This is a genomic window from Streptomyces sp. NPDC085932 (assembly GCF_044540525.1).
In the GTDB taxonomy this organism is placed as follows: Bacteria; Actinomycetota; Actinomycetes; order Streptomycetales; family Streptomycetaceae; genus Streptomyces; species Streptomyces levis.
The window spans coordinates 734,356-758,573 of record NZ_JBITSJ010000001.1; the positions used below are offsets into that span (position 1 = coordinate 734,356).

At 73.8% G+C, this 24,218-nt stretch carries 23 protein-coding genes; 15 read left to right on the plus strand and 8 right to left on the minus strand.

Going from position 1 to position 24,218, the window contains the following annotated elements; all coding sequences use genetic code 11:
• The first annotated feature begins 81 nt into the window (after positions 1-81).
• Entirely contained in the window at positions 82-1,701 is a 1,620-nt protein-coding gene (locus tag ACIGAQ_RS02890) for an ABC-F family ATP-binding cassette domain-containing protein (RefSeq protein WP_399778690.1), read from the plus strand.
• Between the two features lie 97 nt (positions 1,702-1,798).
• Here the strand turns inward: ACIGAQ_RS02890 and ACIGAQ_RS02895 are convergent, their stop codons facing one another.
• Positions 1,799-2,899 carry a Vms1/Ankzf1 family peptidyl-tRNA hydrolase gene (locus ACIGAQ_RS02895; RefSeq protein ID WP_362279467.1) on the minus strand — a complete coding sequence of 367 codons (1,101 nt, stop codon included), beginning with the start codon at positions 2,897-2,899 and terminating at the stop codon, positions 1,799-1,801.
• A 65-nt stretch (positions 2,900-2,964) separates the two neighbouring features.
• Between ACIGAQ_RS02895 and ACIGAQ_RS02900 the strand changes: the two genes are divergently transcribed.
• The gene (locus ACIGAQ_RS02900; protein ID WP_311680954.1) at positions 2,965-3,252 is read left to right on the plus strand and encodes a DUF6158 family protein; all 288 of its coding nucleotides are present in this window, start codon (positions 2,965-2,967) and stop codon (positions 3,250-3,252) included.
• Positions 3,253-3,494: 242 nt separating this feature from the next.
• Here the strand turns inward: ACIGAQ_RS02900 and ACIGAQ_RS02905 are convergent, their stop codons facing one another.
• From ACIGAQ_RS02905 to ACIGAQ_RS02915, 3 genes are all read right to left on the minus strand, one after another.
• A complete protein-coding gene (locus ACIGAQ_RS02905) occupies positions 3,495-4,037 on the minus strand; it encodes a type 1 glutamine amidotransferase domain-containing protein (protein ID WP_399778692.1) in 543 nt (180 codons plus the stop codon).
• Positions 4,038-4,119: 82 nt separating this feature from the next.
• Complete coding sequence (locus tag ACIGAQ_RS02910; protein ID WP_311680957.1) at positions 4,120-4,554, minus strand: CBS domain-containing protein; 435 nt, start codon at positions 4,552-4,554, stop codon at positions 4,120-4,122.
• A 79-nt stretch (positions 4,555-4,633) separates the two neighbouring features.
• Positions 4,634-5,035: a DUF2795 domain-containing protein gene (locus tag ACIGAQ_RS02915; protein WP_399778695.1), complete on the minus strand. Its 402-nt coding sequence runs from the start codon at positions 5,033-5,035 to the stop codon at positions 4,634-4,636.
• Positions 5,036-5,192: 157 nt separating this feature from the next.
• Between ACIGAQ_RS02915 and ACIGAQ_RS02920 the strand changes: the two genes are divergently transcribed.
• Positions 5,193-5,372 (plus strand): hypothetical protein, encoded by a 180-nt coding sequence (locus ACIGAQ_RS02920; RefSeq protein WP_311680960.1) that lies wholly within the window; start codon positions 5,193-5,195, stop codon positions 5,370-5,372.
• Here the strand turns inward: ACIGAQ_RS02920 and ACIGAQ_RS02925 are convergent.
• Positions 5,326-7,119, minus strand: a complete 1,794-nt coding sequence (locus ACIGAQ_RS02925) for a thiamine pyrophosphate-requiring protein (protein ID WP_311680961.1) — start codon at positions 7,117-7,119, stop codon at positions 5,326-5,328. The two genes, ACIGAQ_RS02920 and ACIGAQ_RS02925, sit on opposite strands and share 47 nt — an antisense overlap.
• Before the next feature lie 250 nt (positions 7,120-7,369).
• Here ACIGAQ_RS02925 and ACIGAQ_RS02930 point away from each other — a divergent pair, with 250 nt between their 5' ends.
• From ACIGAQ_RS02930 to ACIGAQ_RS02945, 4 genes are all read left to right on the plus strand, one after another.
• On the plus strand, positions 7,370-8,164 hold the full coding sequence (locus ACIGAQ_RS02930) for an RNA polymerase sigma factor SigF (protein ID WP_399778697.1): 795 nt from the start codon (positions 7,370-7,372) through the stop codon (positions 8,162-8,164).
• A gap of 125 nt (positions 8,165-8,289) precedes the next feature.
• A complete protein-coding gene (locus ACIGAQ_RS02935; protein WP_311680963.1) occupies positions 8,290-8,961 on the plus strand; it encodes a hypothetical protein in 672 nt (223 codons plus the stop codon).
• A gap of 336 nt (positions 8,962-9,297) precedes the next feature.
• The gene (locus tag ACIGAQ_RS02940; protein ID WP_399778699.1) at positions 9,298-10,545 is read left to right on the plus strand and encodes an aminotransferase class I/II-fold pyridoxal phosphate-dependent enzyme; all 1,248 of its coding nucleotides are present in this window, start codon (positions 9,298-9,300) and stop codon (positions 10,543-10,545) included.
• Positions 10,542-11,609 carry an MBL fold metallo-hydrolase gene (locus tag ACIGAQ_RS02945; protein WP_399778701.1) on the plus strand — a complete coding sequence of 356 codons (1,068 nt, stop codon included), beginning with the start codon at positions 10,542-10,544 and terminating at the stop codon, positions 11,607-11,609. The genes ACIGAQ_RS02940 and ACIGAQ_RS02945 overlap by 4 nt, the downstream gene beginning before the upstream one ends.
• A 105-nt stretch (positions 11,610-11,714) precedes the next feature.
• Here ACIGAQ_RS02945 and ACIGAQ_RS02950 read toward each other — a convergent pair whose 3' ends face one another.
• The gene (locus ACIGAQ_RS02950) at positions 11,715-12,335 is read right to left on the minus strand and encodes a DedA family protein (RefSeq protein WP_399780638.1); all 621 of its coding nucleotides are present in this window, start codon (positions 12,333-12,335) and stop codon (positions 11,715-11,717) included.
• Positions 12,336-12,364: 29 nt separating this feature from the next.
• Positions 12,365-13,138 carry an MBL fold metallo-hydrolase gene (locus tag ACIGAQ_RS02955; RefSeq protein ID WP_311680967.1) on the minus strand — a complete coding sequence of 258 codons (774 nt, stop codon included), beginning with the start codon at positions 13,136-13,138 and terminating at the stop codon, positions 12,365-12,367.
• Between the two features lie 83 nt (positions 13,139-13,221).
• Between ACIGAQ_RS02955 and ACIGAQ_RS02960 the strand changes: the two genes are divergently transcribed.
• The 8 genes from ACIGAQ_RS02960 (at position 13,222) to dnaK (ending at position 23,672) form a co-directional block, all read left to right on the plus strand.
• Positions 13,222-13,623 carry a hypothetical protein gene (locus tag ACIGAQ_RS02960; RefSeq protein ID WP_362279452.1) on the plus strand — a complete coding sequence of 134 codons (402 nt, stop codon included), beginning with the start codon at positions 13,222-13,224 and terminating at the stop codon, positions 13,621-13,623.
• 110 nt (positions 13,624-13,733) lie between these two features.
• On the plus strand, positions 13,734-15,809 hold the full coding sequence (locus tag ACIGAQ_RS02965) for a phage holin family protein (RefSeq protein WP_399778704.1): 2,076 nt from the start codon (positions 13,734-13,736) through the stop codon (positions 15,807-15,809).
• A gap of 98 nt (positions 15,810-15,907) precedes the next feature.
• Positions 15,908-16,969 (plus strand): ATP-binding protein, encoded by a 1,062-nt coding sequence (locus ACIGAQ_RS02970; RefSeq protein ID WP_399778706.1) that lies wholly within the window; start codon positions 15,908-15,910, stop codon positions 16,967-16,969.
• Positions 16,970-17,037: 68 nt separating this feature from the next.
• Positions 17,038-18,768, plus strand: a complete 1,731-nt coding sequence (locus ACIGAQ_RS02975; protein WP_399780641.1) for a hypothetical protein — start codon at positions 17,038-17,040, stop codon at positions 18,766-18,768.
• A gap of 73 nt (positions 18,769-18,841) precedes the next feature.
• The gene (locus ACIGAQ_RS02980) at positions 18,842-19,270 is read left to right on the plus strand and encodes an OsmC family peroxiredoxin (RefSeq protein ID WP_309094191.1); all 429 of its coding nucleotides are present in this window, start codon (positions 18,842-18,844) and stop codon (positions 19,268-19,270) included.
• 329 nt (positions 19,271-19,599) lie between these two features.
• Positions 19,600-20,985: a hypothetical protein gene (locus tag ACIGAQ_RS02985; RefSeq protein WP_399778708.1), complete on the plus strand. Its 1,386-nt coding sequence runs from the start codon at positions 19,600-19,602 to the stop codon at positions 20,983-20,985.
• A complete protein-coding gene (locus ACIGAQ_RS02990; RefSeq protein ID WP_399778710.1) occupies positions 20,982-21,722 on the plus strand; it encodes a glycerophosphodiester phosphodiesterase family protein in 741 nt (246 codons plus the stop codon). The genes ACIGAQ_RS02985 and ACIGAQ_RS02990 overlap by 4 nt, the downstream gene beginning before the upstream one ends.
• Before the next feature lie 69 nt (positions 21,723-21,791).
• Positions 21,792-23,672, plus strand: coding sequence for a molecular chaperone DnaK (gene dnaK / locus ACIGAQ_RS02995; protein WP_399778712.1), 1,881 nt, complete (start codon positions 21,792-21,794; stop codon positions 23,670-23,672).
• Here the strand turns inward: dnaK and ACIGAQ_RS03000 are convergent.
• Positions 23,669-24,136: a molecular chaperone TorD family protein gene (locus ACIGAQ_RS03000; RefSeq protein WP_311680976.1), complete on the minus strand. Its 468-nt coding sequence runs from the start codon at positions 24,134-24,136 to the stop codon at positions 23,669-23,671. The genes dnaK and ACIGAQ_RS03000 overlap by 4 nt on opposite strands.
• Between the last annotated feature and the right edge of the window lie 82 nt (positions 24,137-24,218).

The window sequence follows — 24,218 nt, forward strand, 5'->3', positions numbered from 1 at the left end:
CCAGGAGCCGGCGGGACCCGCACTCCGAGCGGCCCGAAACGGGTTTGCCGAGTGCGGTCCCGGGCGCACAGAATCGCCGCCATGGGTCATCTCGAAGCCGCGCACCTGGAGTACTACCTGCCCGACGGAAGGGCACTGCTGGGTGACGTGTCGTTCCGGGTGGGGGAGGGCGCCGTCGTCGCGCTCGTCGGGCCCAACGGCGCCGGGAAGACGACCCTGCTGCGCCTGCTCGCCGGGGAGCTGAAACCGCACGGCGGGTCCGTCACCGTCGGCGGCGGACTCGGCGTCATGCGGCAGTTCGTCGGATCCGTACGCGACGAGACGACCGTACGCGACCTGCTCGTCTCCGTGGCGACCCCCCGCATCCGCGAGGCGGCCCGGGCCGTCGACGCCGCCGAGCACGCCCTCATGACCGTCGACGACGAGGCCGCCCAGCTCACGTACGCCCAGGCCCTCGCCGACTGGGCCGAGGCCCGCGGCTACGAGGCCGAGACGCTGTGGGACATGTGCACCACGGCCGCGCTCGGCATCCCGTACGACAAGGCACAGTGGCGCCAGGTCCGCACCCTCTCCGGCGGCGAGCAGAAGCGCCTCGTCCTGGAGGCCCTGCTGCGCGGCACCGACGAGGTCCTCCTCCTCGACGAGCCCGACAACTACCTCGACGTCCCCGGCAAGCGCTGGCTGGAGGAACGGCTCGCCGAGACCCGCAAGACCGTCCTGTTCGTCTCCCACGACCGCGAGCTCCTCGCCCGCGCGGCCCAGCGCATCGTCTCCCTGGAACCCAGTCCCACCGGCGCCGACGCATGGGTGCACGGTGGCGGGTTCGCCACGTTCCACGACGCCCGGCGTGAGCGCTTCGCCCGCTTCGAGGAGCTGCGCAGGCGCTGGGACGAGAAGCACGCCCAGCTGAAGAAGCTCGTGCTGAACCTGCGTCAGGCGGCCGCGGTCAGCCACGAGATGGCGTCCCGGTACCACGCCGCCCAGACCCGCCTGCGTAAATTCGAGGAGGCAGGACCGCCGCCGGAGCCGCCGCGCGAGCAGGACATCAGGATGCGGATCAAGGGCGGCCGCACCGGCGTCCGGGCCGTCACCTGCGAGCAGCTGGAGCTCACGGGCCTGATGAAGCCCTTCGACCTGGAGGTCTTCTACGGCGAGCGCGTCGCCGTGCTCGGCTCCAACGGCTCCGGCAAGTCCCACTTCCTGCGACTGCTGGCCGGCGACGACGTGGCCCACACGGGGGACTGGAAACTGGGCGCCCGGGTGGTGCCCGGCCACTTCGCGCAGACGCACGCGCATCCGGAGCTGGAGGGCCGCACCCTGCTGGACGTCCTGTGGAAGGAACACGCACAGGACCGCGGCGCCGCGATGTCCCGGCTGCGCCGCTACGAGCTGACCCAGCAGGCCGAGCAGACGTTCGACCGGCTGTCGGGCGGGCAGCAGGCCCGGTTCCAGATCCTCCTGCTGGAGCTGCAGGGCGTGACGGCCCTGCTGCTCGACGAACCGACCGACAACCTGGACCTGGAGTCGGCCGAGGCGCTCCAGGAGGGCCTGGAGGCCTTCGAAGGCACGGTCCTCGCGGTCACCCACGACCGCTGGTTCGCCCGCTCCTTCGACCGCTACCTGGTCTTCGGCAGCGACGGCCGGGTCCGGGAGACCCCGGACCCGGTCTGGGACGAACGCAGGGTGGAACGAGTGCGCTAGGCAGCCGGAAGCCGGCCGCCGCGCGGGGGCCGGCTTCCGCGCGGGACCGGCTCCGCGAGGGGAAGCGCCCTGCGCGGAGCCTGTCCCGTCCGTCCGGTCACTTCCAGCGCAGCAGCGCCCCCAGGCCGCCCGCCGGCACCTCCTGTGCGGACACCGACAGGGCGTTCGCGTCCGTGGCCACCGCCGAGCGGATCAGCGCGTCGTCCGCGCGGGCCGGCCACGAGTGCTGCTCGCCGAGGATCTTCAGATCGGTCCGCCGGACGGCGACCTGGTCGGGGTCCTCGCCGATCCACACCTCGCGGTGCGCGTCGGGCCCGTCGAGCCGGATCAGCAGCTCGTCGATGCGGTGCTCGCGCGCCGCGTCGATCAGCGCCGGAACGCCCTCGACGGCCCCGGCCCGGCCCTCGTCGTCCGGGGCGCGGGCGGCGCGGAACCGTTCGAGCTCCGCCTCGGCCTGTCGCGCCACGTGCTCGGCGCGGGCCCGCTCCACGTCGTCGTCGAGGAGCCGGCTGCCGGTGCCGTGCGGTGCCTCGATCACGAGGTCGTGCAGTCGCTTGGGCAGCCGCTCGTGCACCGACCGCCGCTCACGGTCGTCCCCGACCAGGATCAGCAGATCGGCCCGGGTCTCCTCCTGGCACACGGCGAGCGCGTCGGCGATCTCCGCCGCGTTGTGCTCCCAGGTGTTCTCCACCCTGAGCTGGAAGTGCCGCTCGGACCAGTCCGCGGAGCCGGTCCGGTGCACCGGCCACTGCCGCCCGGTGACACCACCGGCCTCCTCCCGGCCCAGCGCGCTGCGCAGCTCGAAGTCCGCGCCCTTGCGGTCGACGTACGCGACGATGCACACCGGGTCCTCGCCGGCCAGCTCCAGCAGCGGCGTGACGCGGGGCAGCGGCGCCCATTCGGCCCAGTCGCCACCCTGCGGGGGACGGACCAGCGGCGGGTCCAGGACCACCTCACCGGCGCGGGCGAACAGGGCCCGGCCGTGTGGTTCGGAAGAGTGCCGCAGATCCTCGATCGCGCTCTGCACGGCCCGGCAGGTCGCCTCGTCCGCGCCCTGCTCGGCGAGCTGCCGCGCCATCGCCTGGGCCGTCAGCTGCCGCTCGTGGGGCGTGTCCTCCGTATGCCGTGAGGTGTCGACGTACACGGAGGCCCAAGGGCCGGGGTGTTCGTACAGTGGGTGCAGAAAAGCGAGATCCATGGCTTCCCTCCGGATGCCGCTCGGGGGTAGTGCTCAGTTGCTCCCGGGGCGGGTACCCGGACCCCATGAACGAACACGACGAGCGGGGCGACACGATGACCGGAGTGGACCCTGGCCGCCTGGACGACCAGCAGCTGATGAAAGAGCTGGAGACCATCCACCGCACGCGCCACGACACGCTGCTGTACGGCTCGAACGACGCGCTGCGGGCCCACAACGAGCGCATGGCGCAGCTGGAGGGCGAGTACCTCCGCCGCAACCCGAGCCGCCCGGTGGCCGCGGGCCGCACACGGGAAGGGGCCCGGGAGCGCGGGAGCGGGGAGTCGGCGACTCCCACGACTCCCGGCACCTGAGCCCCGCACCGCCCCGGCACCGGACCCCGGTGCCTCACGGCCCGGCCGGCCGGTCACCGCACGCCACACGGCCGCGGCCGGCCCCGGTACCTCTGCACAACCGCGGTCGGCCCCGGCACGTCGCACGGCCGCGGTCGACCCCGGCATCTCCGCACAACCACGGTCGGCCCCAGCGCGTCGCACGGCCGCCCCACGCGGAGGTGGGGCGGCCGTCTTCCCGCCGCCGGCCGGCGCGAGCGCCGTCAGGCGGCCTCGCGGGCGAAGACGTCGAGGAACGTCTCGCAGAACGCCTTCAGATCGTCCGGCTTGCGGCTGGTGACCAGCCTGTTGGCCCCGTGGTCGCAGACCTTCACCTGCTCGTCGACCCACGTGCCGCCCGCGTTGCGGATGTCGGTCCGCAGGCTCGGCCACGAGGTCAGCACCCGCCCGCGCACGACGTCCGCCTCGACCAGCGTCCACGGCGCGTGACAGATGGCCGCGACGGGGCGGCCCTGCTCGAAGAAGTCCCGGACGAACGCGACGGCCTCGCCGTCCATGCGCAGGAAGTCCGGGTTGGCCACGCCGCCCGGCAGCACCAGCGCGCCGAACGAGCCCGGCGAGGTCTCGCCCACGACCTCGTCGACCGGGAACGTGTCCGCCTTGTCGAGGTGGTTGAACGCCTGGATCTCCCCCTCCTTCGTCGACACCAGCACGGGTTCGTGGCCGGCGTCCTTCGCCGCCTGCCACGGATCGGTCAGCTCGACCTGCTCGACGCCCTCGGGTGCGACCAGAAACGCGATACGCATGGTGTTCGACGTCCTTTCCTGTTGCTGTGTCTTCCAGTTGCTCTCTGCAGGTGGATGCCCGGGCCCTGTCCGCGGAGCCGGGCTAGGCGTCGCCGCGGGCGTCCGGCTCGGCGCGGCTGATGTCCGCGAGCGCCGAGGCGGGGTCCTCGGCCTCGGCCACGTCGCCGAGGCTGACGATGCCGACCGGCAGCCCGTTCTCCACCACCGGCAGCCGGCGCACGGCGTGCTCGCGCATCAGCGCCACCGCCGTCGCCACCCGGTCGTCCGGCGTCACCGTGACCGGGTCCTTCGTGCACACGGTCTGTGCGCTCACCGTCATGGGGTCGGCGCCGTCGGCGACGGCCCGCACCGTGATGTCACGGTCGGTGAGCACCCCGATCACGTCCTGCCCGTCGGCCACCACCACGTCGCCGATGTTCTGCGTGCGCATCAGCAGCGCCGCCTCGACGAGCGAGGCGTCCGGGCGCACGGCGACCACACCCGGAGTCATCACGTCCTTCACCAACTCGGCCTTCACCGATGTCTCCGTCCCTCGCCGGGCCGACGGGGGCACCGCGACGCACCCGCCGGCGCGGCCGCGGTGCCCCGTACGGTCCCTACGCGTACTCCTGCGGACCCGTCTCCCGGGCCCTGACCATGGCCTGGGCCAGCTCCTGGACATTGCCGTAGCGCTCCTGGCGCGGCAGCCGCTCCAGTGCCTCGACGAGCGCGTCGGGCGCCTGGCGGCCGCGCAACTCGCGGGCCAGCTCGCGCGGACTCGCGGGGAACGCCCTGCGGCCCAGGATCCGGGCCAGGTCCAGCCGCACCGACTCCAGGGACGTCGGCCCGCGGCTCGGTGTCACCGGCCCGTGCGCGACGTCGGGGTCGTCCTCGGCGGCCGGCTCCGGGTCGTGCCACTCCTCACTGCGCGTGGGATGCCCGGACCTGAGCAGACCCTGCAGTTCGTGCTTCATCTCGTCGTCCCGGTGGACGCTCAGCCGGTCGCTGCCTCGCTGCATGTCTCCCTCCAGACCTTCGGGGGTCCGCACCGCGTACCCGAACGCCGGGAGCCGACACGGATCCGGCGCCCCGGATCGCCGCAGCGCCCTGGTTTGCGCCATCGGCTGCGGGAGACCCGGATCGCACCCCCCACTCATTCCTGGGGAAGGACACGCCATGGCGTTGCTCGCTGTGCTCATTCCGCTGCTGATGCTCGGGGTGGTGCTGGTGCTGGGCCGTTACGAGGACCTGCTGCTGCCGCAGGGCGACACCGGCCGGCGCGAGCCGGCCGACGCTCCCCCCGCGGCCGCTACGGCTTCTCCCGCCCCGGCAGGAACTCCTGCATCTTCGCCCTGAAACCACGCCTGACCACCGATCCCCGGTCCGCGTCGCCCTTCAGGATCGACGCGGCGGTCGCCTCCATCTGCTCCCAGGTGGCGTGCGGCGGGATCGGCGGTACGGCGGGATCGGTCAGGAACTCGACCACCGCGGGGCCGTCCGCCTCCAGCGCCGCACGCCAGGCCGCCTCGACGTCCTCCGGCTTCTCCACCCGGATGCCGGTCAGCCCCAGGGACCGCGCGAACGCGGCGTAGTCCACGTCCGGCAGCTCCTGCGAGGGCAGGAATGACGGGGCGCCCCCCATGGCCCGCAGCTCCCAGGTGACCTGGTTCAGGTCCTGGTTGTTCCACACGGCGACGACCAGCCGCGGATCGTCCCACAGATGCCGGTACTTCGCCGCGGTGATCAGCTCCGCCATGCCGTTCATCTGCATCGCCCCGTCCCCGACCAGCGCGATCGCCGGCCGGTCCGGGTGTGCGAACTTCGCGCCGATGACGTACGGCACCGCGCAGCCCATGGTCGCCAGCGTGCCGGAGAGCGAGCCGCGCATGCCCGGCCGCATGGTCACGTGCCGCGCGTACCAGTTCGCCGTCGAGCCCGAGTCGGAGGTGACGATCGCGTTGTCGGGCAGCAGCGGGTCCAGCGCCCGCGCCACGTGCTCCGGGTTGATCGGATCGGCCTCCAGAGCGGCCCGGCGCTCCATGACGTCACGCCAGTGCCGCACGTTGTCGCACACCGTGTCGTACCACTCCCGGCCGCGGCCCCCCTCGATCAGCGGGATCAGCCGCTCCAGGGTGGTCCTGGCGTCGCCGACCAGGTTGACCTCGTAGGGGTAGCGCATCCCGATCATGTGCGGGTCGATGTCGATCTGCACGCCCCGCGCCTTGCCGAACTCCGGCAGGAACTGGGAGTACGGGAACGACGAGCCGATCGTCAGCAGGGTGTCGCAGTCCCGCATCAGCTCGTACGAGGGGCGTGTGCCCAGCAGGCCGATCGAGCCGGTGACGTAGGGGAGTTCGTCGCTGAGGACGTCCTTGCCGAGCAGCGCCTTGGCGACGCCCGCGCCGAGCAGCTCGGCGATCCGCTCCACCTCGGCGCGCGCACCGGCCGCGCCCTGCCCGACCAGGATCGCCACCTTGTCACCGGAGTTGAGGATCTCGGCCGCCTGCCGCACCGCGTCGTCGGACGGAACCGCCGTCCACGAGCGGCGGTCCAGGCTGGAGGGAACCATCTTGAACTCGTGTGCCGGGGGCTCGTAGTCGAGCTCCTGCACGTCGCCGGGGATGATGACCGCGGTCGGGCAGCGGCGCGCGTACGCGGTGCGGATCGCCCGGTCCAGCACGTTCGGCAGCTGCTCGGGCACCGTCACCGTCTCGACGAACTCGGAGGCGACGTCCTTGAACAGCGAGTGCAGATCCACCTCCTGCTGGTAGGAGCCGCCCATCGCGGTGCGGTGCGTCTGCCCGACGATCGCCAGCACGGGCACATGGTCCAGCTTGGCGTCGTACAGGCCGTTGAGCAGATGGATCGCGCCCGGCCCCGACGTCGCGACGCACACCCCGAGACGGCCGCTGAACTTGGCGTAGCCGACCGCCTGGAGCGCCGACATCTCCTCGTGCCGCGCCTGCACGAACCGGGGCTCGTTCTCGGCCCGGCCCCACGCGGCGAGCAGGCCGTTGATCCCGTCGCCCGGATAGCCGAAGACCTGCTCCACCCCCCACTCGCGCAGCCTGTGCAGGACGTGGTCGGAGACCTTGGTGCTCATGAACGACCTCCCGGACGCATGGGGACGGAGCCGACCGTACGAGTCACCCAGCGCGACGGCGGAAAACGCGGGTCCGGCCCGTGTTTGCGGCCGGGGGCCGTGGGCAGGCGCACCCCCGGTGCTTCGGACCGGAGGCACGTCCGTGGGAGCGGCCCGACGCGCCGCCACCGGCGCCCCTGGTCCCCACCGCCGACGCGCACCCACGGTGACCGCCCGACCGGCAGCACTCTCAAGGGAATCGCGGCGCATCATGCAGACCCGAACCAGCGTGAAGCAGCACCCCCACGACGACGCACCCGACACCGCCGAGGCCTTCCGCAGGCTCAGCTCGATGCCCGCCGGCCCCGAGCGGGACGCGCTCCGCGACGGGATCGTCGAGGCCTGGCTGCCCATGGCGGACCGGCTGGCCGGACGTTTCCGCAGCCGCGGCGAGAGCTTCGAGGACCTGCGCCAGGTCGCGACCCTCGGCCTGGTCAAGGCCGTCGACCGGTACGATCCCGAGCGCGGCCACGCCTTCGAGAGCTACGCCGTGCCCACCGTCACCGGCGAGATCAAGCGGCACTTCCGCGACCACATGTGGACGCTGCACGTGCCCCGCCGGGTCCAGGACCTGCGCAACCGCGTGCGCTCCGCCTGCCAGGACCTCTCCCGGAGCGTCTCGAACCGCCGGCCGACCGTGGCCGAGATCGCCGCGCACACGAAGATGAGCGAGGAGGACGTCCGGGCCGGGCTGGAGGCGCTGGAGAGCTTCTCGGCCCTGTCCCTGGACGCGGAGCTGCCCGGCAGCGAGGACGGGTACTCGCTGAGCGACGCCCTCGGGTCCCCGGACCCGGCGCTGGACACGGTCGTGGACCGGGAGGCCGTGCGGGCTCGGCTCGCGGCGCTGCCGGAGCGGGAGCGGGCGATCCTGTACATGCGGTTCTTCTCCGACATGACGCAGAGCCGCATCGCCGAGGAACTGGGCATCTCGCAGATGCACGTGTCCCGGCTGATCAGCCGGTCCTGCGGGCGGGTGCGGGAGCAGGTCATGCGCGACACGGCCTAGGGGCGCGGGTTCACCCGGTCGGGGGGTGCCGTCCCGCTAATGGGGGTCGGCCGCGCGCGGCGACGCGCCGGGCTGGCTGTGATGGCAGCAGGGCATCCCTGCCGTCGCCCGAAGGAGCTCGCTCCATGCGCCGCACCCTCCACGCACTGTCCGTCGCCGCCCTGGCCGGTTGGGCCCTGGTGGGCCCGGCAGCGGCCGTGTCCGCCGAACCCGCCGCCGAGGTCGCTCCCGCCACGGTCCATCCAGGGGGCACGCTCACGATCTCGGTCACCTGTGATCCGACCGGGGGGCCGCCGCCCCAGAGCATCGACGCCACCTCGCAGGCCTTCGACGAGGGCACGGTGGCGCTGCACAAGGTCGGCGGCAACGACGACGAGCTGTCCGGCCCCGCCTACCGCGGCACGGCTCTCATCGCCTCCGCCGAGAACTTCGAGGGCGACCCGGACGCCCTCGGCGAGGACTCCGCGTGGACCGTCGACGGGACCTGTCCGGCCCCACCCGGCGGCGAGGGCAAGCAGTGGAGCGCGACCTTCACGGTCGCCCACGGCGCGGGCCCCCACCCGCCGACCCACCGGCCCACCCACAAGCCGTCGCACCACCCCTGCCCGTCGCACCACCACGAACCGCACCCCACGGCTTGTGGCGAGGCGCCCGTCCAGCGCGGTGTGCGGGCCGGCGACGGCGGGGCCTTCACCGACTCCGTGCCGGCCCTGGTCGCCGGCGGAGTACTGATCGCGGGCGCGTGCGGCGCGGCCGTACACCGCCTGCGCAACCGGGAGCCCGGCACCCACCACTGACCCACCGACACGCCACCCCTGGCCTCCCGGCACACGACCACCGACCCACGGCGCACACCGCCGAACGGCGTGCGTCACCGATACCGGCACGCGCCGCTGATCCCGGCGTGCGTCACCGACCCCCGGCGCACACCGCTGCCCCGCGAGCCCCCCGCTTCCCAGGCCCGGCCCGATCATGCTGTGACCGTCACAACCCGGCCGGGGCCCATGGGACGCCTGCGCTGTGGGTACTCAAGGGCCGAGGGCACGAGCCGCACCGTCGGACCACCGGGCAGCGGACGGCGCAGGCGCCGAAGGCGACACGACACGGCGGCACGAGTCACTGCGGAGGTACCGATGCGGCGGACGGACCCGGAAGGCCACGGCCCGGTCCGGTTCGGGCCGCCGCTCCCCGAGGACGGCCTGCCCGTGCTGCCGGAGCTGTCCGCGGTGCTGGCGGCGGCGGCCTCCCGCGGCGGCCACGAGCCGGTCGGCGGCGGCTCCGCCCTCAGGGAGGCCGCCTGCGGCTACTGGGACCGGCGCGGACTGCACTGCGACCCCGGCCGCGTCGCCGCCGCCCCCGGCGCGCCCGCCCTGCTCGTCGCCCTGACCGCGGCCCTCGGCGGCGACGTCCTGGTGCCGAGGCCCTGCGCCGCCTGGTGGGCGCCCTACGCACGCCTGCTGGGGCGCCCCGCCTTCCACGTGCCGACCCCGCCGGAGAGCGGCGGCGTCCCCGACCCGTACGCCCTGCTGGAGACCGTGCGCCGGATCCGGGCCGAGGGCGGCGACCCCCGTCTGCTGGTGCTGTCCGTCGCCGACGACCCCACGGCCACCGTCGCCGCTCCCGAGCTGCTGCACGAGACCGTCGAGGCCGCCCAGGGAGAGGGCCTGCACCTGGTCAGCGACGAGACCTGGCGCGACACCCTGCACGATCCGCACGACACCGTGCTGCTCAGCCCGGCCGAGATGCTCCCCGACCGGGTCACCGTCGTCAGCGACCTGGCCGGGGCCCTGCTCCCGCCCGGCTGGCCGGCCGCCGTGGCCCGCTTCCCGGCCGGTGCCGACGCCGACGATCTGCACGCGCGCGTGCTCGACGTCCTCACGGCCCTCGACGGGCGGGTCGCCGCCCCGGTGGCCGCGGCCGCCGGGTACGCCCTGGCAGAACCGGAACCGGTCACCGCGCGCGTGCGCGCTGCCGTGCGTCTGCACGCCCGCCTGGCCGCCGCCGCGCACGCCGCGGTGGTCGCCGCCGGCGCCCTCGCCCGGCCCCCGCGCGCCGGCCGCCACCTGTACGCCGACCTGAGCCCGCTGCGTCCCGCCCTGGCCGCGCACGGCGTGGGCGACGCACAGGAACTGGAGGACTTCCTCGGCGCCCGGCTCGGCATGCCCGCGCCGGGCGGCCACCGCTTCGGCGACGGCCTCGAAGCCCCCCGCGTGCGGCTCTCCACCGGCGCACTGATGGCCGGCTCCGACAGCGAGCGCGAGGAATGCCTCACCTCGCCCACGCCGTTGGAACTGCCGCACGTGCAACGCGCGTTGATCCACCTGAAGTCGGTCTTCGACGATCTCCGCGACGACGCTCAGCGAGGGGAGCCTCCGCGATGACGCAGCAGTCCGAGTCGACCACCGCGGCCACCACCACCGGCACGGCCACCGGAGCAGCCGACGCCCCGGCCCTCCCGTCCCCCCTGGCGGCCCCGTACCCGCCGCTGGCCGAACCCCGTCCGCTGGCCGAGCACCGGGTGTGGCCGCGCACCTTCCACGACCGGCTGACCGCCCCGCTCCCCGGACTGAAGGCCATGGCCCGCTTCGCCCGCGAAGGCGCCGTGAGACCCGGCCCCGAAGGCCTGGCCGACATCCCCCGCCTGCCCTACGCCCCGGCCCCGCTGCCCCGGGTCGACGCCCGCACGGTCGCGGTCACCTGGGCGGGACACGCCAGTTGGATCCTGCGCATCGGCGGGCTCACGGTCCTCACCGACCCGGTCTGGTCCCGCCGCATCCTGGGCACCCCGGCCCGCATCACGCCCGTCGGCGTCCCCTGGGAGGACCTGCCGCGCGTCGACGCCGTCGTCATCAGCCACAACCACTACGACCACCTGGACGCCCCCACCCTGCGCCGACTCCCGCGCGACACCCCCGTGTTCGTCCCGGCCGGGCTCGCCCGCTGGTTCCACCGCCGCCGCTTCACCCGCGTCACCGAACTCGACTGGTGGGAGGCGGCCGAACTGGACGGCGTCCGCTTCGACTTCGTCCCGTCCCACCACTGGTCCAAGCGCACCCTCACCGACACCTGCCACAGCCTGTGGGGCGGCTGGGTCCTCACCGACCGGGACGGCCGGCGCGTCTACTTCGCGGGTGACACGGGCTACGGCCACTGGTTCTCCCGTATCGGCCGCCGCTACCCCGGCATCGATCTCGCGCTCCTGCCCATCGGCGCCTACGACCCCCGCTGGTGGCTCCGCGACGTCCACTGCGACCCCGAGGAAGCCGTCCGTGCCGCCCGGGACCTGGGAGCGGCCCGGATGGCCCCCATGCACTGGGCGACGTTCGTCCTGTCCGCCGAGCCGGTCCTGGAACCCCTCGTCCGCGTGCGGGCGGCCTGGGAGAAGACGGGCCTGCCCCGCGAGAACCTGTGGGACATGCCGGTGGGCGCTTCAAGGGTGCTGTAGGGAAAGGCGCCCCCGAAGGGGCGCGGGGAACCGCGCGAGCAACCACCCCGACCCGCTCCCGGCGCACCCCGGGCGCTCCCACGGACGCCGGGGCCGGACGGAGCCCTACCGCACCCGCCGCACCACACTCGGCACCACACTGATCAGCACGGTCAGCCCGATCGCCGCCACGACACCCTCCCACGGCTCGTCGAACAGCGACCCGCCGAGGATCCCGATCAGCTGATACGTCACGGCCCAGGCCAGACAGGCCGGGAAGTTCCCCCGGGAGAACCGCCGCAGCGGCCACTTCGCCAGCAGGCACGCCAGCATCACCGGGATCCGCCCGGCCGGCACCAGGCGGGACAGCACCAGCACGGCGACCCCGTGCCCGGCCAGCTTCTCCTGCGCCTGCTCCAGCCGGTCCTCCGGCGCCCGGGCGCGCAGTGCCTCCAGCCACCTCGACCCGTTCTTCGACTTCAGCCCGCGCCGCCCCAGCCAGTACAGCGCCGCGTCCCCGAGGAACGCGGCCAGCGACGCCGTCACGAACACCATCGCCAGCGAGAAGGGGGCCGTCTGGTGGAACGCCACCACCGCGGCCGAACTCACCAGCGCCCCCGTCGGGATCACCGGCACCAGCGCCCCGGCCAGCACCAGCAGGAAGAGCGTCGGATACCCGATCGCCTGCTGCGTCGCCTCCGGCAGCACGGACGCCGGTGTGACGGCAGGCGCGGCGAGCAGGGGCAGCCCGGCCAGTGCCGCGGGCGCGGACCAGGTCACCGCGCCGCCTCCAGCCGCACGCTCTCGCCGTGCCCGAGCCGGTGCACGGCCGCCTCGGGCGCGTGCCGGGCCGCCAGCCGTACGAACTCGTCCCCCGGCGTGTGGAACTCGTGCGGGCGCACGGCGTCCATTCCGATCGGCCAGTACGTGCCGTAGTGCACCGGCACGGCACTGCGCGCCCCCAGGCGCGCCAGCGCCTGGGCCGCCCGGCCCGCGTCCAGGTGTCCCTCGCCCAGGTACGGCCCCCAGCCGCCGACCGGCAGCAGCGCCACCTCGACGGGTCCGACCTCCTTGGCCATCTCGTCGAACAGGCCCGTGTCCCCGGCGAAGTACGTGCGGGCCTCGCCGGATATGACGTAGCCGAGGGCGGGGGAGCGGTGCGGTCCCAGCGGCAGCCGCCGCCCGTCGTGCCGCGCCGGCACGGCCCGCACGACGACGTCGCCGACCGCGGTCTCGTCGCCGGGCGCCACCTCGCTGACCCGCAGGTGCGTGAGCCGGCGCAGCGCGGGCACCGCCCGGCGCGCGCCCCGGGGCACGAGGAGGCGTGTGCCCGGCGCGAGCCGCATCAGCGACGGCACGTGCAGGTGGTCCGCGTGCAGATGCGACACCAGCGCGACATCCGCGCGATGGGCGCCGGGGGGCGGCAGGGCCCCGCGCCGGCGCCGCAGGTGCGCGAGCCGGCGCGCGAACAACGGGTCGGTGAGCACGCGCACGTTCGAGTCCTCCACGGTGCAAGTGGCGTGACCCCACCAGGTGATCTCCACCGGCACTTCTTTGCCTCCTTCGCGCGACTCCCCGAAGCCTACGTGCAGGAGTAGGGTCGGCGGCGAAACCGGAGGTGAGGGGGGACGCCATGGTGCCGGTGCGGGTCACGGCGATCGCGAGTCTGACGCCGCTGGAGGAGCTGGACGAGGACCCGTTCCTGGTCGACTCCCGCAGCCAGCACGCGATGTGCGCCCGCTGGGCCGCCGAGCGGGGCTACACGGTCAACCGCGAGCTGCTGGTACGGGGACTGCGGCCCGACCACGGCGCCCTGTGGGACGGCGTCCGGCCCGGCCACGACGTGTTCGTGGCACCCAGCCGGCGGGTCCTGGAGAGCGCGCTGGCCTCCGTCGAGGAGTTCACCGCGGAGTGCGCGCGGCGCGGCGTCCGGGTCGAGACGGTGGGGCACGCGGAGCCGGCCTACGACGCGGCGATGAAGGCGTGCGTGCACCGCCGGCTGTCGATGCCGACGGCCGGGTACGACGGCCGCTGAAGTTCCCGGCGAGGGGTATGCGCCGGGGACGAAGGAGCCCTCCCGGGCGTTGTGACAGGGTGGGGGAGGGCCCGTGGACGGCGGCGGGCCGGGACGTGAGGTGGCTGGGCGTGCGGGGCGTGTGGTGGCGGCGGGCCGCCAGTCAGGTCGGGCGGAGCGTCGCCGTGTGGGCGGTCTCCACCGTCACCATGCTCGTGCTCGCCGGGATCCTGCCGGACTTCCGGCTCCGTTCGGCGGACGGTGACAGCGCCACCGACATCGCCGTCACCGCCGCGTTCGGCGCCGGCGCCTTCGGCGTGCTGTCGGCCGTGGTGTGGCCGCTGCTCGTACGGCTGCTGCTGCTGGTGCCGGCGCTCGTGCTGGGCCTGCTGGTGTTCTTCCTGAACGGGGCGCTGCTGCTGCTCGCCCTGAACCTCAACCCCGCCGAGCGCGGCGCCGCCGCCCCGGAGACCGCCGTCGTGGTCGCCGCCGTGATGTCGGCCGTGGCGTCCGCGACCGGCGCCGCCCTGGCCGTCCGCGACGACGACGCCTACCGCCGCCGGCTGTACCGCCTCTCCGACCGCCGCCGCCGGTCCGGACCCCCCTGCCCGCCGAGCCCGGGCACGGTCTTCCTGCAACTGGACGGTGTCGGCCACGACACGCTGCTCGACGCGGTCGGCGAGGGCCTGATGCCCACCGTCGCCCGCTGGCTCGACCCGGGCCCCGGCGGCCGCCCCAGCCACCGGCTCACCCCCTGGCGCACCGACTGGTCCAGCCAGACCGGCGCCAGCCAGCTCGGCATCCTGCACGGCAGCAACCACGACGTCCCCGCCTTCCGCTGGTACGAGAAGGACACCCGCGAGGTCGTCGTCTGCAACCGCCCCACCAGCGCCGCCGAACTCCAGCGCCGCGCCGTCGCCCACGCCGGGCACGGCGGCCTGCTCACCGTCGACGGCGCGAGCCGCGGCAACCTCTTCAGCGGCGGCGCCGACGAACAGGCCCTGGTGCTGTCCATCGCCACCCGCCGCCGCAGCCGCGAGAACCGCTCCCGGGACGGCTACTTCGCCTACTTCTCCGACCCGGCCAACGCCGTGCGCACGGCCCTGTCGTTCCTCGCCGAGGTCGGCCGGGAGATCGGCCAGTCCACCCGCGCCCGCCTGCACAAGCAGCGGCCACGCGTCTCCCGCGGCGGCCTCTACCCGCTCGTCCGGGCCTTCGCGACGGTCGTCGAGCGGGACGTCGTCGTCTCCGCCGTCACCGGCGACATGCTCGCCGGACGCACCGCCGTCTACGCCGACCTCGTGGCCTACGACGAGGTCGCCCACCACTCCGGCCCGGCGAGCCGCGACGCGCGCAAGGTCCTCCAGCGCCTCGACCGCTGCCTCGCCCTGATCGAGAACGTCGCCGAGCACGCCCCGCGCCCGTACCGGATCGTCGTGCTGTCCGACCACGGCCAGAGCCCCGGTGAGACGTTCCGCTCCCGCTACGGCCTCACCCTCGGCGACCTGGTCCGGGCCGGCTGCGGCCTGCCCGTGCCGCGCCGCGCGGAGCGCACCCGCAGCGGGGCCGAGGCCCGCGCCGCCGTCCGCGCCGCGCTGCGCATCCCCGTGGAGAAGGCCGGCGAGCGGCACCGGCCCGGGCGCCGCGAGGAGCCGATCGTGCTGGCCTCCGGCAACCTCGGCCTGGTCTCCTTCCCGGACGTCACCCACCGGATGAGCAAGGAGGAGATCGACGCCCGCCACCCGGCGCTGCTGCCGACCCTCGCCAACCACCCCGGCATCGGCTTCCTGCTGGTGCGCAGCGAGGAGCACGGCGGGGTCGTCCTCGGCGCGTACGGTGCCGAGATCCCGCTGGCCGACCTCGACGACAATCCGGGCCCGCTCGCCGCGTTCGGCCCCGGCGCCGTCGACGCGGTACGCCGTACGCACTCCTTCCCGCACGCCGCCGACATCATGGTCAACTCCTTCCACGACCCGGCCGACGGCGAAGTCCTCGCCTTCGAGGAGCAGATCGGCTCCCACGGCGGACTCGGCGGCGCCCAGGGCAAGCCGTTCCTGCTGTCCCCGCTCGCGCTGTCCCCACCCGTCGAGGAGGGGTCGGAGCTCGTCGGCGCCGAGCGGGTGCACCGGGTGCTGCGCCGCTGGCTGCGCGAGACGAACGGGCCGCAGGTGCCGCTGGAGACCGGCGAGCAGGAGCGGGCCGCCTGAAATTCGGCTGCGCCGCACGGGCCGTATGCCCACACTGTTCGTACCGGACGCCGCACACTTGCGCGTCCTTTTCGAACAACCCCCGAGGAGTCGCTGCTTTGCAGGCAGCCGTCACGGTCACGCCCGCCCGCATCCCCGATCTGCTGCTCGGCCTCGCCACGGTCCGGCCGGTCTTCATCTGGGGCGCCCCCGGCATCGGGAAGTCCTCCCTGGTGCGGAACTTCGCCGCGTCGCTGGGCCTGGAGTGCGTCAGCCTGCTGGGCACCCAGCTCGCCCCCGAGGACCTGATGGGCGTCCCGCAGATCCGCGACGGCCGCTCGGTGTTCTGCCCGCCCGAGGCGATCGCCCGGGACGAGCCGTACTGCCTGTTCCTGGACGAGCTCAACGCGGCCACGCCGGACGTGCAGAAGGCCTTCTACTCGCTCATCCTGGACCGCCGCATCGGCACCTACGAGCTGCCCAAGGGCTCGATCGTCATCGGCGCAGGCAACCGCGCCACCGACAACGCGCTCGCCCGGCCCATCGCCTCCGCGCTGGTCAACCGGCTCACCCACGTGCACCTGGAGGCCTCCGCCGCGGACTGGCTGACCTGGGCGGGCGAGAGCGGCATCCACCCGTGGATCGTGGACCACCTCACCGACCGGCCCGACCACCTGTGGTCCAAGCCGCCGAAGACGGAGGAGCCGTTCTCCACGCCCCGCTCCTGGCACATGCTCTCCGACGCCCTGCACTCCTTCGGCCGGGACCTCGACGAGGAGACGCTGCGGGTCCTCGCGCACGGCACGCTCACCCCCGCCCACGCGCAGGCCTTCTGCGGCTACGTCAAAATCGTGCGCAGCCGGTACGGCATCGAGGCCATCATCAAGGGCGACGCCCGCTGGCCGAACCGCCCGGAGGACCGCGACCTGCTGTACTACCTCGCCGACTCCTTCCGCGGCCGCCTGGTCAAGGACCTGCCCGTCAGCAAGGAGCACATGTCGGCGAACGGCCGGCAGACCGCCTACCGCGCCAAGTCGCTGCTGGTGCAGCTCGCCGAGATCTCCGTCGAGGTCGCCCAGACCGTCATCGCCTCCGACGCCGACGGCAACCCCGTGCTGCCCTCCTGGTTCCTCGTCGAGGCGGCGCGGGACATGCCCCGGCTGGTGGAGGCGCGCCGGTGAGCCGCGGCGCCGGCAAGGACCGGCGCAAGAAGAAGCGCGACCTCGCGGGCGAGGCGTTCGCCGAGGGCATGCGGCTGATGCGGACCAACCCGGCCCTGGCGGCCGTGGAGTTCGAGGTCTGCCGCCAGGAGGAGTGCCGCTTCGCGCCCCGGGACGGCCTCGTCGCGGTCGACTCCGACGGCGACCTGCACGTCCACCCCGACCGGCTCGCCGAGCCGGCCGCCTGGGCCTGGGCGCTCGCCCACGCCGTCCTCCACCTCGGCTTCGGGCACGTCCCCGCGGCCAAGGGCGAGCGCGTCCAGCCCGACCGCTTCGACCTCGCCGCCCGCTGCGTCGTCGTCAACCGCTTCCTGCTGGGCTCCACCGTCGGCGAGACCCCGGAGCACCTGCCGGCCTCCTACCCGGACGGCGACGAGGAGCAGCTCGCCGCCCGCTGGCGGCGCGACGGACTGGCCCCGGTCTACGAGCGCTGCGGCACGGCGGGCGACGAGCCCGACCAGGTGCTGGTGCGGTGGACGGGCTGGTCGCAGCCGCCCGACTGGCAGCTGGCCTTCGCCACCGCACTGACCCGGACCGTGTCCGCCGCGATGGACATGGCAGGCGGCCGCCGCGACAGCCTCACCGGCGAGATCGCCCGGCCGCGGCCCTGGCAGCGGGCGCTGAGCTGGTTCATCTCCTCCTACCCGCTGCTCGGCGGCATCGCCGCCGGCATCAAGCTGGTCGCCGACGCCGAACTCGCCCGCGCCCACGGCATCGCCGTCGCCGCGGTCGACGCCGGGGCGGGCGAGATCTACGTCAACCCGCTGCGTGGTTTCGAGGACGAGGAGTGGCGGTTCGTCCTCGCCCACGAGATGCTGCACGCCGCCCTGCGCCACGGCGACCGCTGCGGCACCCGCGACCCGTACCTCTTCAACGTCGCCTGCGACTACGTCGTCAACGGCTGGCTGACCGAGATGGAGGTCGGCACCATGCCCGAGGGGCTGCTGTACGACCCGCAGCTCGTCGGGCTCTCCGCGGAGGAGGTCTACGACCGCATCGCCGGCGACCTGCGCCGCAGGCGCCGGCTGGCCACCCTGCGCGGCAAGGGCGTGGGCGACATCCTCGGCGGTCCGCTCGGCTCGCCCCGCGACTACGTCGACCTGGACGCGTTCTACCGCCGCGGCCTCGCCCAGGGCCTGGACCTGCATCAGCGCCAGGAGCGCGGTTTCCTGCCCGGCGGGCTGGTCGAGGAGATCCGGGCGCTGAGCCACCCGCCGCTGCCCTGGGACGCGCGCCTGGCCCGCTGGTTCGACGAGTTCGTGCCCCGCCCCGAACCCGTCCGCTCCTACGCCCGGCCCTCGCGGCGCCAGGCGTCCACGCCCGACATCCCGCGCGCCGGGCGGTGGTTCCCGCCCGAGGAGATCGCCCGCTGCACCTTCGGCGTGGTCCTGGACACCTCCGGCTCGATGGACCGCGTGCTGCTCGGCAAGGCGCTGGGCGCGATCGCCTCCTACGCCGAGGCCCGCGACGTGCCCGCCGCCCGGGTCGTGTTCTGCGACGCCGCCCCGCACGACGCGGGCTATCTGCCGGTGACGGAGATCGCCGGGCGGGTGCGGGTGCACGGCCGCGGCGGCACCGTCCTGCAGCCCGGCGTCGACCTGCTGCACCGCGCGGACGACTTCCCGCCCGGCGCGCCCGTGCTGATCATCACCGACGGCTGGTGCGACACCCTGCGGGTGCGGCGCGAGCACGCCTACCTGATCCCGGCCGGGGCGCGGCTGCCGTTCAGCGCCAGAGGGCCGGTCTTCCGCGTGAGTTGAGCGGGAGTGTGATCGGATGGGGGCCGGGAACCCCGATCGACCGGGTTCCGGATACTCATCGAAAGGATGCGTCATGGCAGCCACGCGCTCCGCCCACACCGTGTGGGAAGGCAACCTCTTCAAGGGCAACGGTGTCGTCACCTTCGACTCCTCGGGCATCCTCACCGAGCAGCCGGTCTCCTGGGCGGCCCGTACCGAGGAGCCGGGCGGGAAGACCAGCCCGGAGGAGCTGATCGCCGCGGCCCACTCCAGCTGCTTCTCGATGGCCTTCTCCAACATCCTCGACAAGGCCGGCACCCCGCCGACCAAGCTGGTGACCTCCGCGGACGTCACCTTCCAGCCGGGTGAGGGCATCACCGGCATCCACCTCACCGTCGAGGGCACCGTCCCCGGCATGGACGAGGAGGCGTTCCTCGCCGCGGCGGAGGAGGCCAAGGTCGGCTGCCCGGTCAGCCAGGCCCTGAAGGCCACGCCCATCACCCTGACGGCCAAGCTGGCCTGACCCCGCACCCGAGTCGACGCGGGCCCGTCCCCGAAGCTGACGCGGGCCCGTCCCTCGAAGGCGACGCGGGCCCGCACAGGGCACCGCGGGCCCGCACACCGGGGCGCGGCCCGCGTGACGCCGTAGCACCCACGCGCCGCCGTGACCCGCGTGCCGCCGTGACCCGCGCGCCGCCGTGACCCGCGCGACCGCGCGGGTTCGCACCGGGGACCGGCCGGCGTGAGGCCTCGGGCCCCGTGCGGCCGGTGTCGGATGTGGGGCGTCGGTTCGGTCTGCGGCGCCGGGGTAGGAACCAGTCGTTTCGCCGCCGAGCGGCCGGGAGGGACGCGATGCTGCCGGGAACGTCCACCAGTGCGACGGCGCTCGACTCCGCCGGCCGGGAGCGGACCCGTGTGCTGCTGCTGTTCAGCCTCTCCGGCCGGCTGCGCCCCCGGGACACCGCCCTCGGTGCCCTCGTCGACCGCTACGACTTCGGCCGCTTCGCCTCCCACCTGATGACCAGCCAGGACGTGCTGCCGGTGCCCGTCCTGGACGAACAGGTGGCGCCGGGGCGGCTGCGGCTGCCGCACGGCGATCACGGCCTCGGCCTGGCGTCCCTGCGGATCCTCGTCGTCACCACCCCGCGCGGCGACGCCACCCTCGTCCTGGACTGCGTCTTCGCCGGCGAGACCTCGGCCGGCGACCTCGCCGTCTGGCTGGCCACCACCTGCTTCGACCGCGAGCGCATCGAACTCGACGACCGCCCGCTCCTGCACGCCCTCGCCGCCCCGCTCGGCGGCCGCACGCCGGTCCTGGGCCAGAACGTGCACCAACTCGTCTTCCCCGGCGGCCTCTTGCAGCGGGAACTGCTCGGCGCCGACGCCGCCCGCAGGGCCGTCCTGCTCAACGAGATCGTCTACCGCGGCAGAATGCCGTGGAACCCCGCCGCACCCCACGACACGAGCCTCGCCCCGCACCCGCGCCACCACGGCCTCACCCTCTCCGCCCTCGGCCGGGGCGTCTCCGTCCAGGCCGGCTGGGCCCCGCACGTCGAGAACGGCCTGGCCCTCGTCGCGATCGGCATGATCTCCGCCCAGGCCGTGCTCCAGCGCACCCGCCTCGCGGCCTTCGCCATGATGAAGGCCAACGAGCGCACCCCGACCGACTCGCCCACCGAGATCCGCTCCCTGATCTCCCGCCTGTCCGCCGGCGTCAACGAACTCCAGCTGGACCTCGCCTTCGGCGTCGAGGCCTACGTCGACAGCCTCCTCGTCCCCGAGACGATCACCGAGGCCTTCCAGTCGTCGCTGGGCGAGGCCCTCGGCATCCGCGACAGCCTGGAGAACTCGGCCCGCATGGTCGAGCGCCTGACCTCCGTGATCAGCGCCCGTTCCGCCGCCCTGGACGCCGAACTCGCAGAGCGTGACGAGCGCCGCGACCGCACGGTCTCCGGCCTGGTCGCCGCCGCCACGCTGATCGCCCTGCCGCCGACGCTGCTGCTGGCGTTCTTCGGCGTCAACGGCACGAACGTGGACGAGCACCGCTCCATCCTCGACCTGCGCGCCTACGGAACGGCCTACGCGCTGGCCTGGCTGCCCTTCGTCGCCCTCGTCCTGACCGGCTGGATCCTGCTCAGACGGGTCCGCGCCGGATCCGGCCCGCTGCTGACCGCCCCCGACGACGACGTCGCCCCCGTCCCGCCCCCGCGCTCGCCTCCCCGGAGTCCCCGACCATGACGCCACACCCCGCGGTCTGCGCCCACCGGGGCGGCTCCGAGCGCGCCGGCGCCGCCACCTGGGAGGCGTACGAGGACGCGCTGGAGTCCGGCGCGGAGTACGTCGAGTTCGACATCCGCCGCACGGGCGACGGCGTCCTCGTCGTCCACCACGACCCCCGCGTCGGCCCCGCCGGGCCGCCGCTGTCCGCGCTCGGCCACGCCGAGCTGAACGAGCGCGCGGGGTACGACGTGCCCGTGGTGGACGACGTCATGGCGCTGATCGCCGGGAAGCTGGTGGCGCACCTGGATCTGAAGGAGGCCGGCTACGAGCGGGAGGTCATCGACCGGGCGGTCGCCCTGCTGGGGGAGGACGGCCTCGTCGTGACGACCCTGGAAGACCGTTCCGTCGCCGCCGTCACCCGGTCCCACCCCCGGGTGCGCACCGCCCTGTCCCTGGGCCGGGACCGCGGCGAGCTGGCCCTGGCCCGGCTGCCCGGGACCCGTCTGAGCGAACTGTTCCCGGCCCGCCGGATCCGTGCCTGCGGAGCCCACGGCGTCGCCGTGCACCACCGTCTGGCCAGGGCGAACGTGCTGCGCGAGGCGACCCGGAGCGGCCTGTTCACCATGGTCTGGACGGTCAACGACGACCCCCTCATGCGCGCCTTCCTCGCCCACCCGCGCGTCGACGTGCTCGTCACCGACCGGCCACGGCGGGCCGTGGCGCTGCGCGGACCGGTCACCCCCACGCGGCATTGACAACAGCCCACTCAAGTTTTGTGCTGGAGAGTGCGAGGAGTGCCCTGGCGCAAGCGGAAGGGGACAGCGATGGGACGTGCGGTCGGGATCGACCTCGGAACCACGAACTCGGTGGTCGCCGTGCTGGAGGGCGGTGAGCCCACCGTCATCGCCAACGCGGAGGGGGCCAGGACCACGCCCTCGGTCGTGGCGTTCGCCAAGAACGGCGAGGTGCTGGTCGGCGAGGTCGCCAAGCGGCAGGCCGTGACGAACGTGGAGCGCACCGCCCGCTCGGTCAAGCGGTACATGGGCGACGCGCACTGGCGCTTCCCCGAGCAGGGCGACATCGACGGCACCCGCTACCGCGCGCAGGAGCTGTCCGCGCGGGTGCTGCAGAAACTGAAGCGGGACGCCGAGTCCTACCTCGGCGAGGACGTCACCGACGCGGTGATCACCGTCCCCGCCTACTTCGACGACTCCCAGCGGCAGGCGACCAAGGAGGCCGGTGAGATCGCGGGCCTGAAGGTCCTGCGGATCATCAACGAGCCGACCGCGGCGGCCCTCGCCTACGGCCTGGACAAGGAGAACGACCAGACGGTCCTCGTCTTCGACCTCGGCGGCGGTACCTTCGACGTCTCGCTGCTGGAGATGGGCGAGGGCGTCATCGAGGTCAAGGCCACCAACGGCGACACCCACCTCGGCGGCGACGACTGGGACCAGCGGATCGTCGAGTACCTGATCAAGCGCTTCAAGGGGCAGCACGGCGTCGACCTGGCCAAGGACAAGATGGCCGTGCAGCGCCTGCGCGAGGGTGCGGAGAAGGCGAAGATCGAACTGTCCAGCTCCACCGAGACGACGATCAACCTGCCCTACATCACGGCCTCCGCCGAGGGACCGCTGCACCTGGACGAGAAGCTGACCCGGGCCCAGTTCCAGGAACTCACCCAGGACCTCCTCGACCGCTGCAAGACGCCCTTCCACCAGGCCGTGCAGGACGCCGGGGTGAAGCTCTCGGCGATCGACCACGTGATCCTGGTCGGCGGCTCCACGCGGATGCCCGCGGTGACGGACCTCGTGAAGGAACTGACCGGCAAGGACCCCCACAAGGGCGTCAACCCCGACGAGGTCGTGGCCGTCGGGGCCGCGCTCCAGGCGGGCGTCCTGCGCGGCGACGTCAAGGACGTGCTGCTGCTCGACGTCACCCCGCTGTCCCTGGGCATCGAGACCAAGGGCGGCATCATGACGAAGCTGATCGAGCGCAACACCACGATCCCCACCCGGCGTTCGGAGATCTTCACCACCGCCGCCGACAACCAGCCCTCGGTCGGCATCCAGGTCTACCAGGGCGAACGCGAGATCGCCGCGTACAACAAGAAGCTCGGCGTCTTCGACCTGACCGGTCTGCCGCCGGCCCCGCGCGGTGTGCCGCAGATCGAGGTCGCCTTCGACATCGACGCCAACGGCATCATGCACGTCTCCGCCAAGGACATGGCCACCGGCCGCGAACAGAAGATGACCGTCACCGGCGGCTCGGCCCTGCCCAAGGACGACATCGACCGCATGATGCGCGAGGCCGAGCAGTACGCCGAGGAGGACCGCAAACGCCGCGAGGCCGCCGAGACCCGCAACCAGGCCGAGCAACTCGTCTACCAGACCGAGAAGTTCCTGCGCGACAACACGGACGGGATCCCGGCCGACACCCGGTCGGAGGTCGAGTCGGCCGTCACGGACGTCAAGGCTCTGCTCGACCGGCAGGCCGACACCGCCGCCCTGCGCACCGGCGTGGAGAAACTGGCCTCGGTCAGCCAGAAGATGGGCCAGGCGATGTACGCCCGGGCCCAGACCGGCGCCGAGCGGCCCCCGACGGACGACACCACCGCCTCCGCCCCGCAGGACGAGGAGGGCGTGGTCGACGCGGAGATCGTGGACGACGAGAGGGACCGGCGCGACGAGAGGGGAGGCGCCGCCTAGCGTTGCGCGGCGGCGGGCGGCAGTGTCGCGCACACGGCGTCGAGGACCGTCGCGTACGGCGTGCCGAAGTCGGTGAGACGGGCACGGAGGTGGTCCAGGCCGTCGCGGTGGTCCGCCAGGAGCTGGGAGTCACCGGTGCGGGCCGCGCACTCCAGGACCGCCGGCAGGAAGTCCGGCGGTTCCTCGCCGGTGGTCTCCAGGCCGTGCGATCGGTACAGCTCCTCGGAGGGCGTCGGGGCCGTCTCGCGCCACGCGCTGAGATACAGGCTGTGGTCGGGTTCCGCCTCGAAGACCTCGACGTAGTGGGCCGCCAGCTCGCGCGGCGGGGTCAGTGCCGCGTGGTCGGCGAACTCCCGCAGTTGCGGGGCGGCTTCGCGCAGCAGCGGCAGCCGGGTGCGGAAGTCGTCGTCGGGGAACATCAGGCACAGCGCGGCCGCCTGGTACAGCACCTCGAATCCGGGCATCGGACCTCCTTCGTGTGCGCTCCCTGGGCTGCCCCGTGATGCCGACGCTAGGGGCGGGCCCGGGAGCACACCTGTCGGCGGG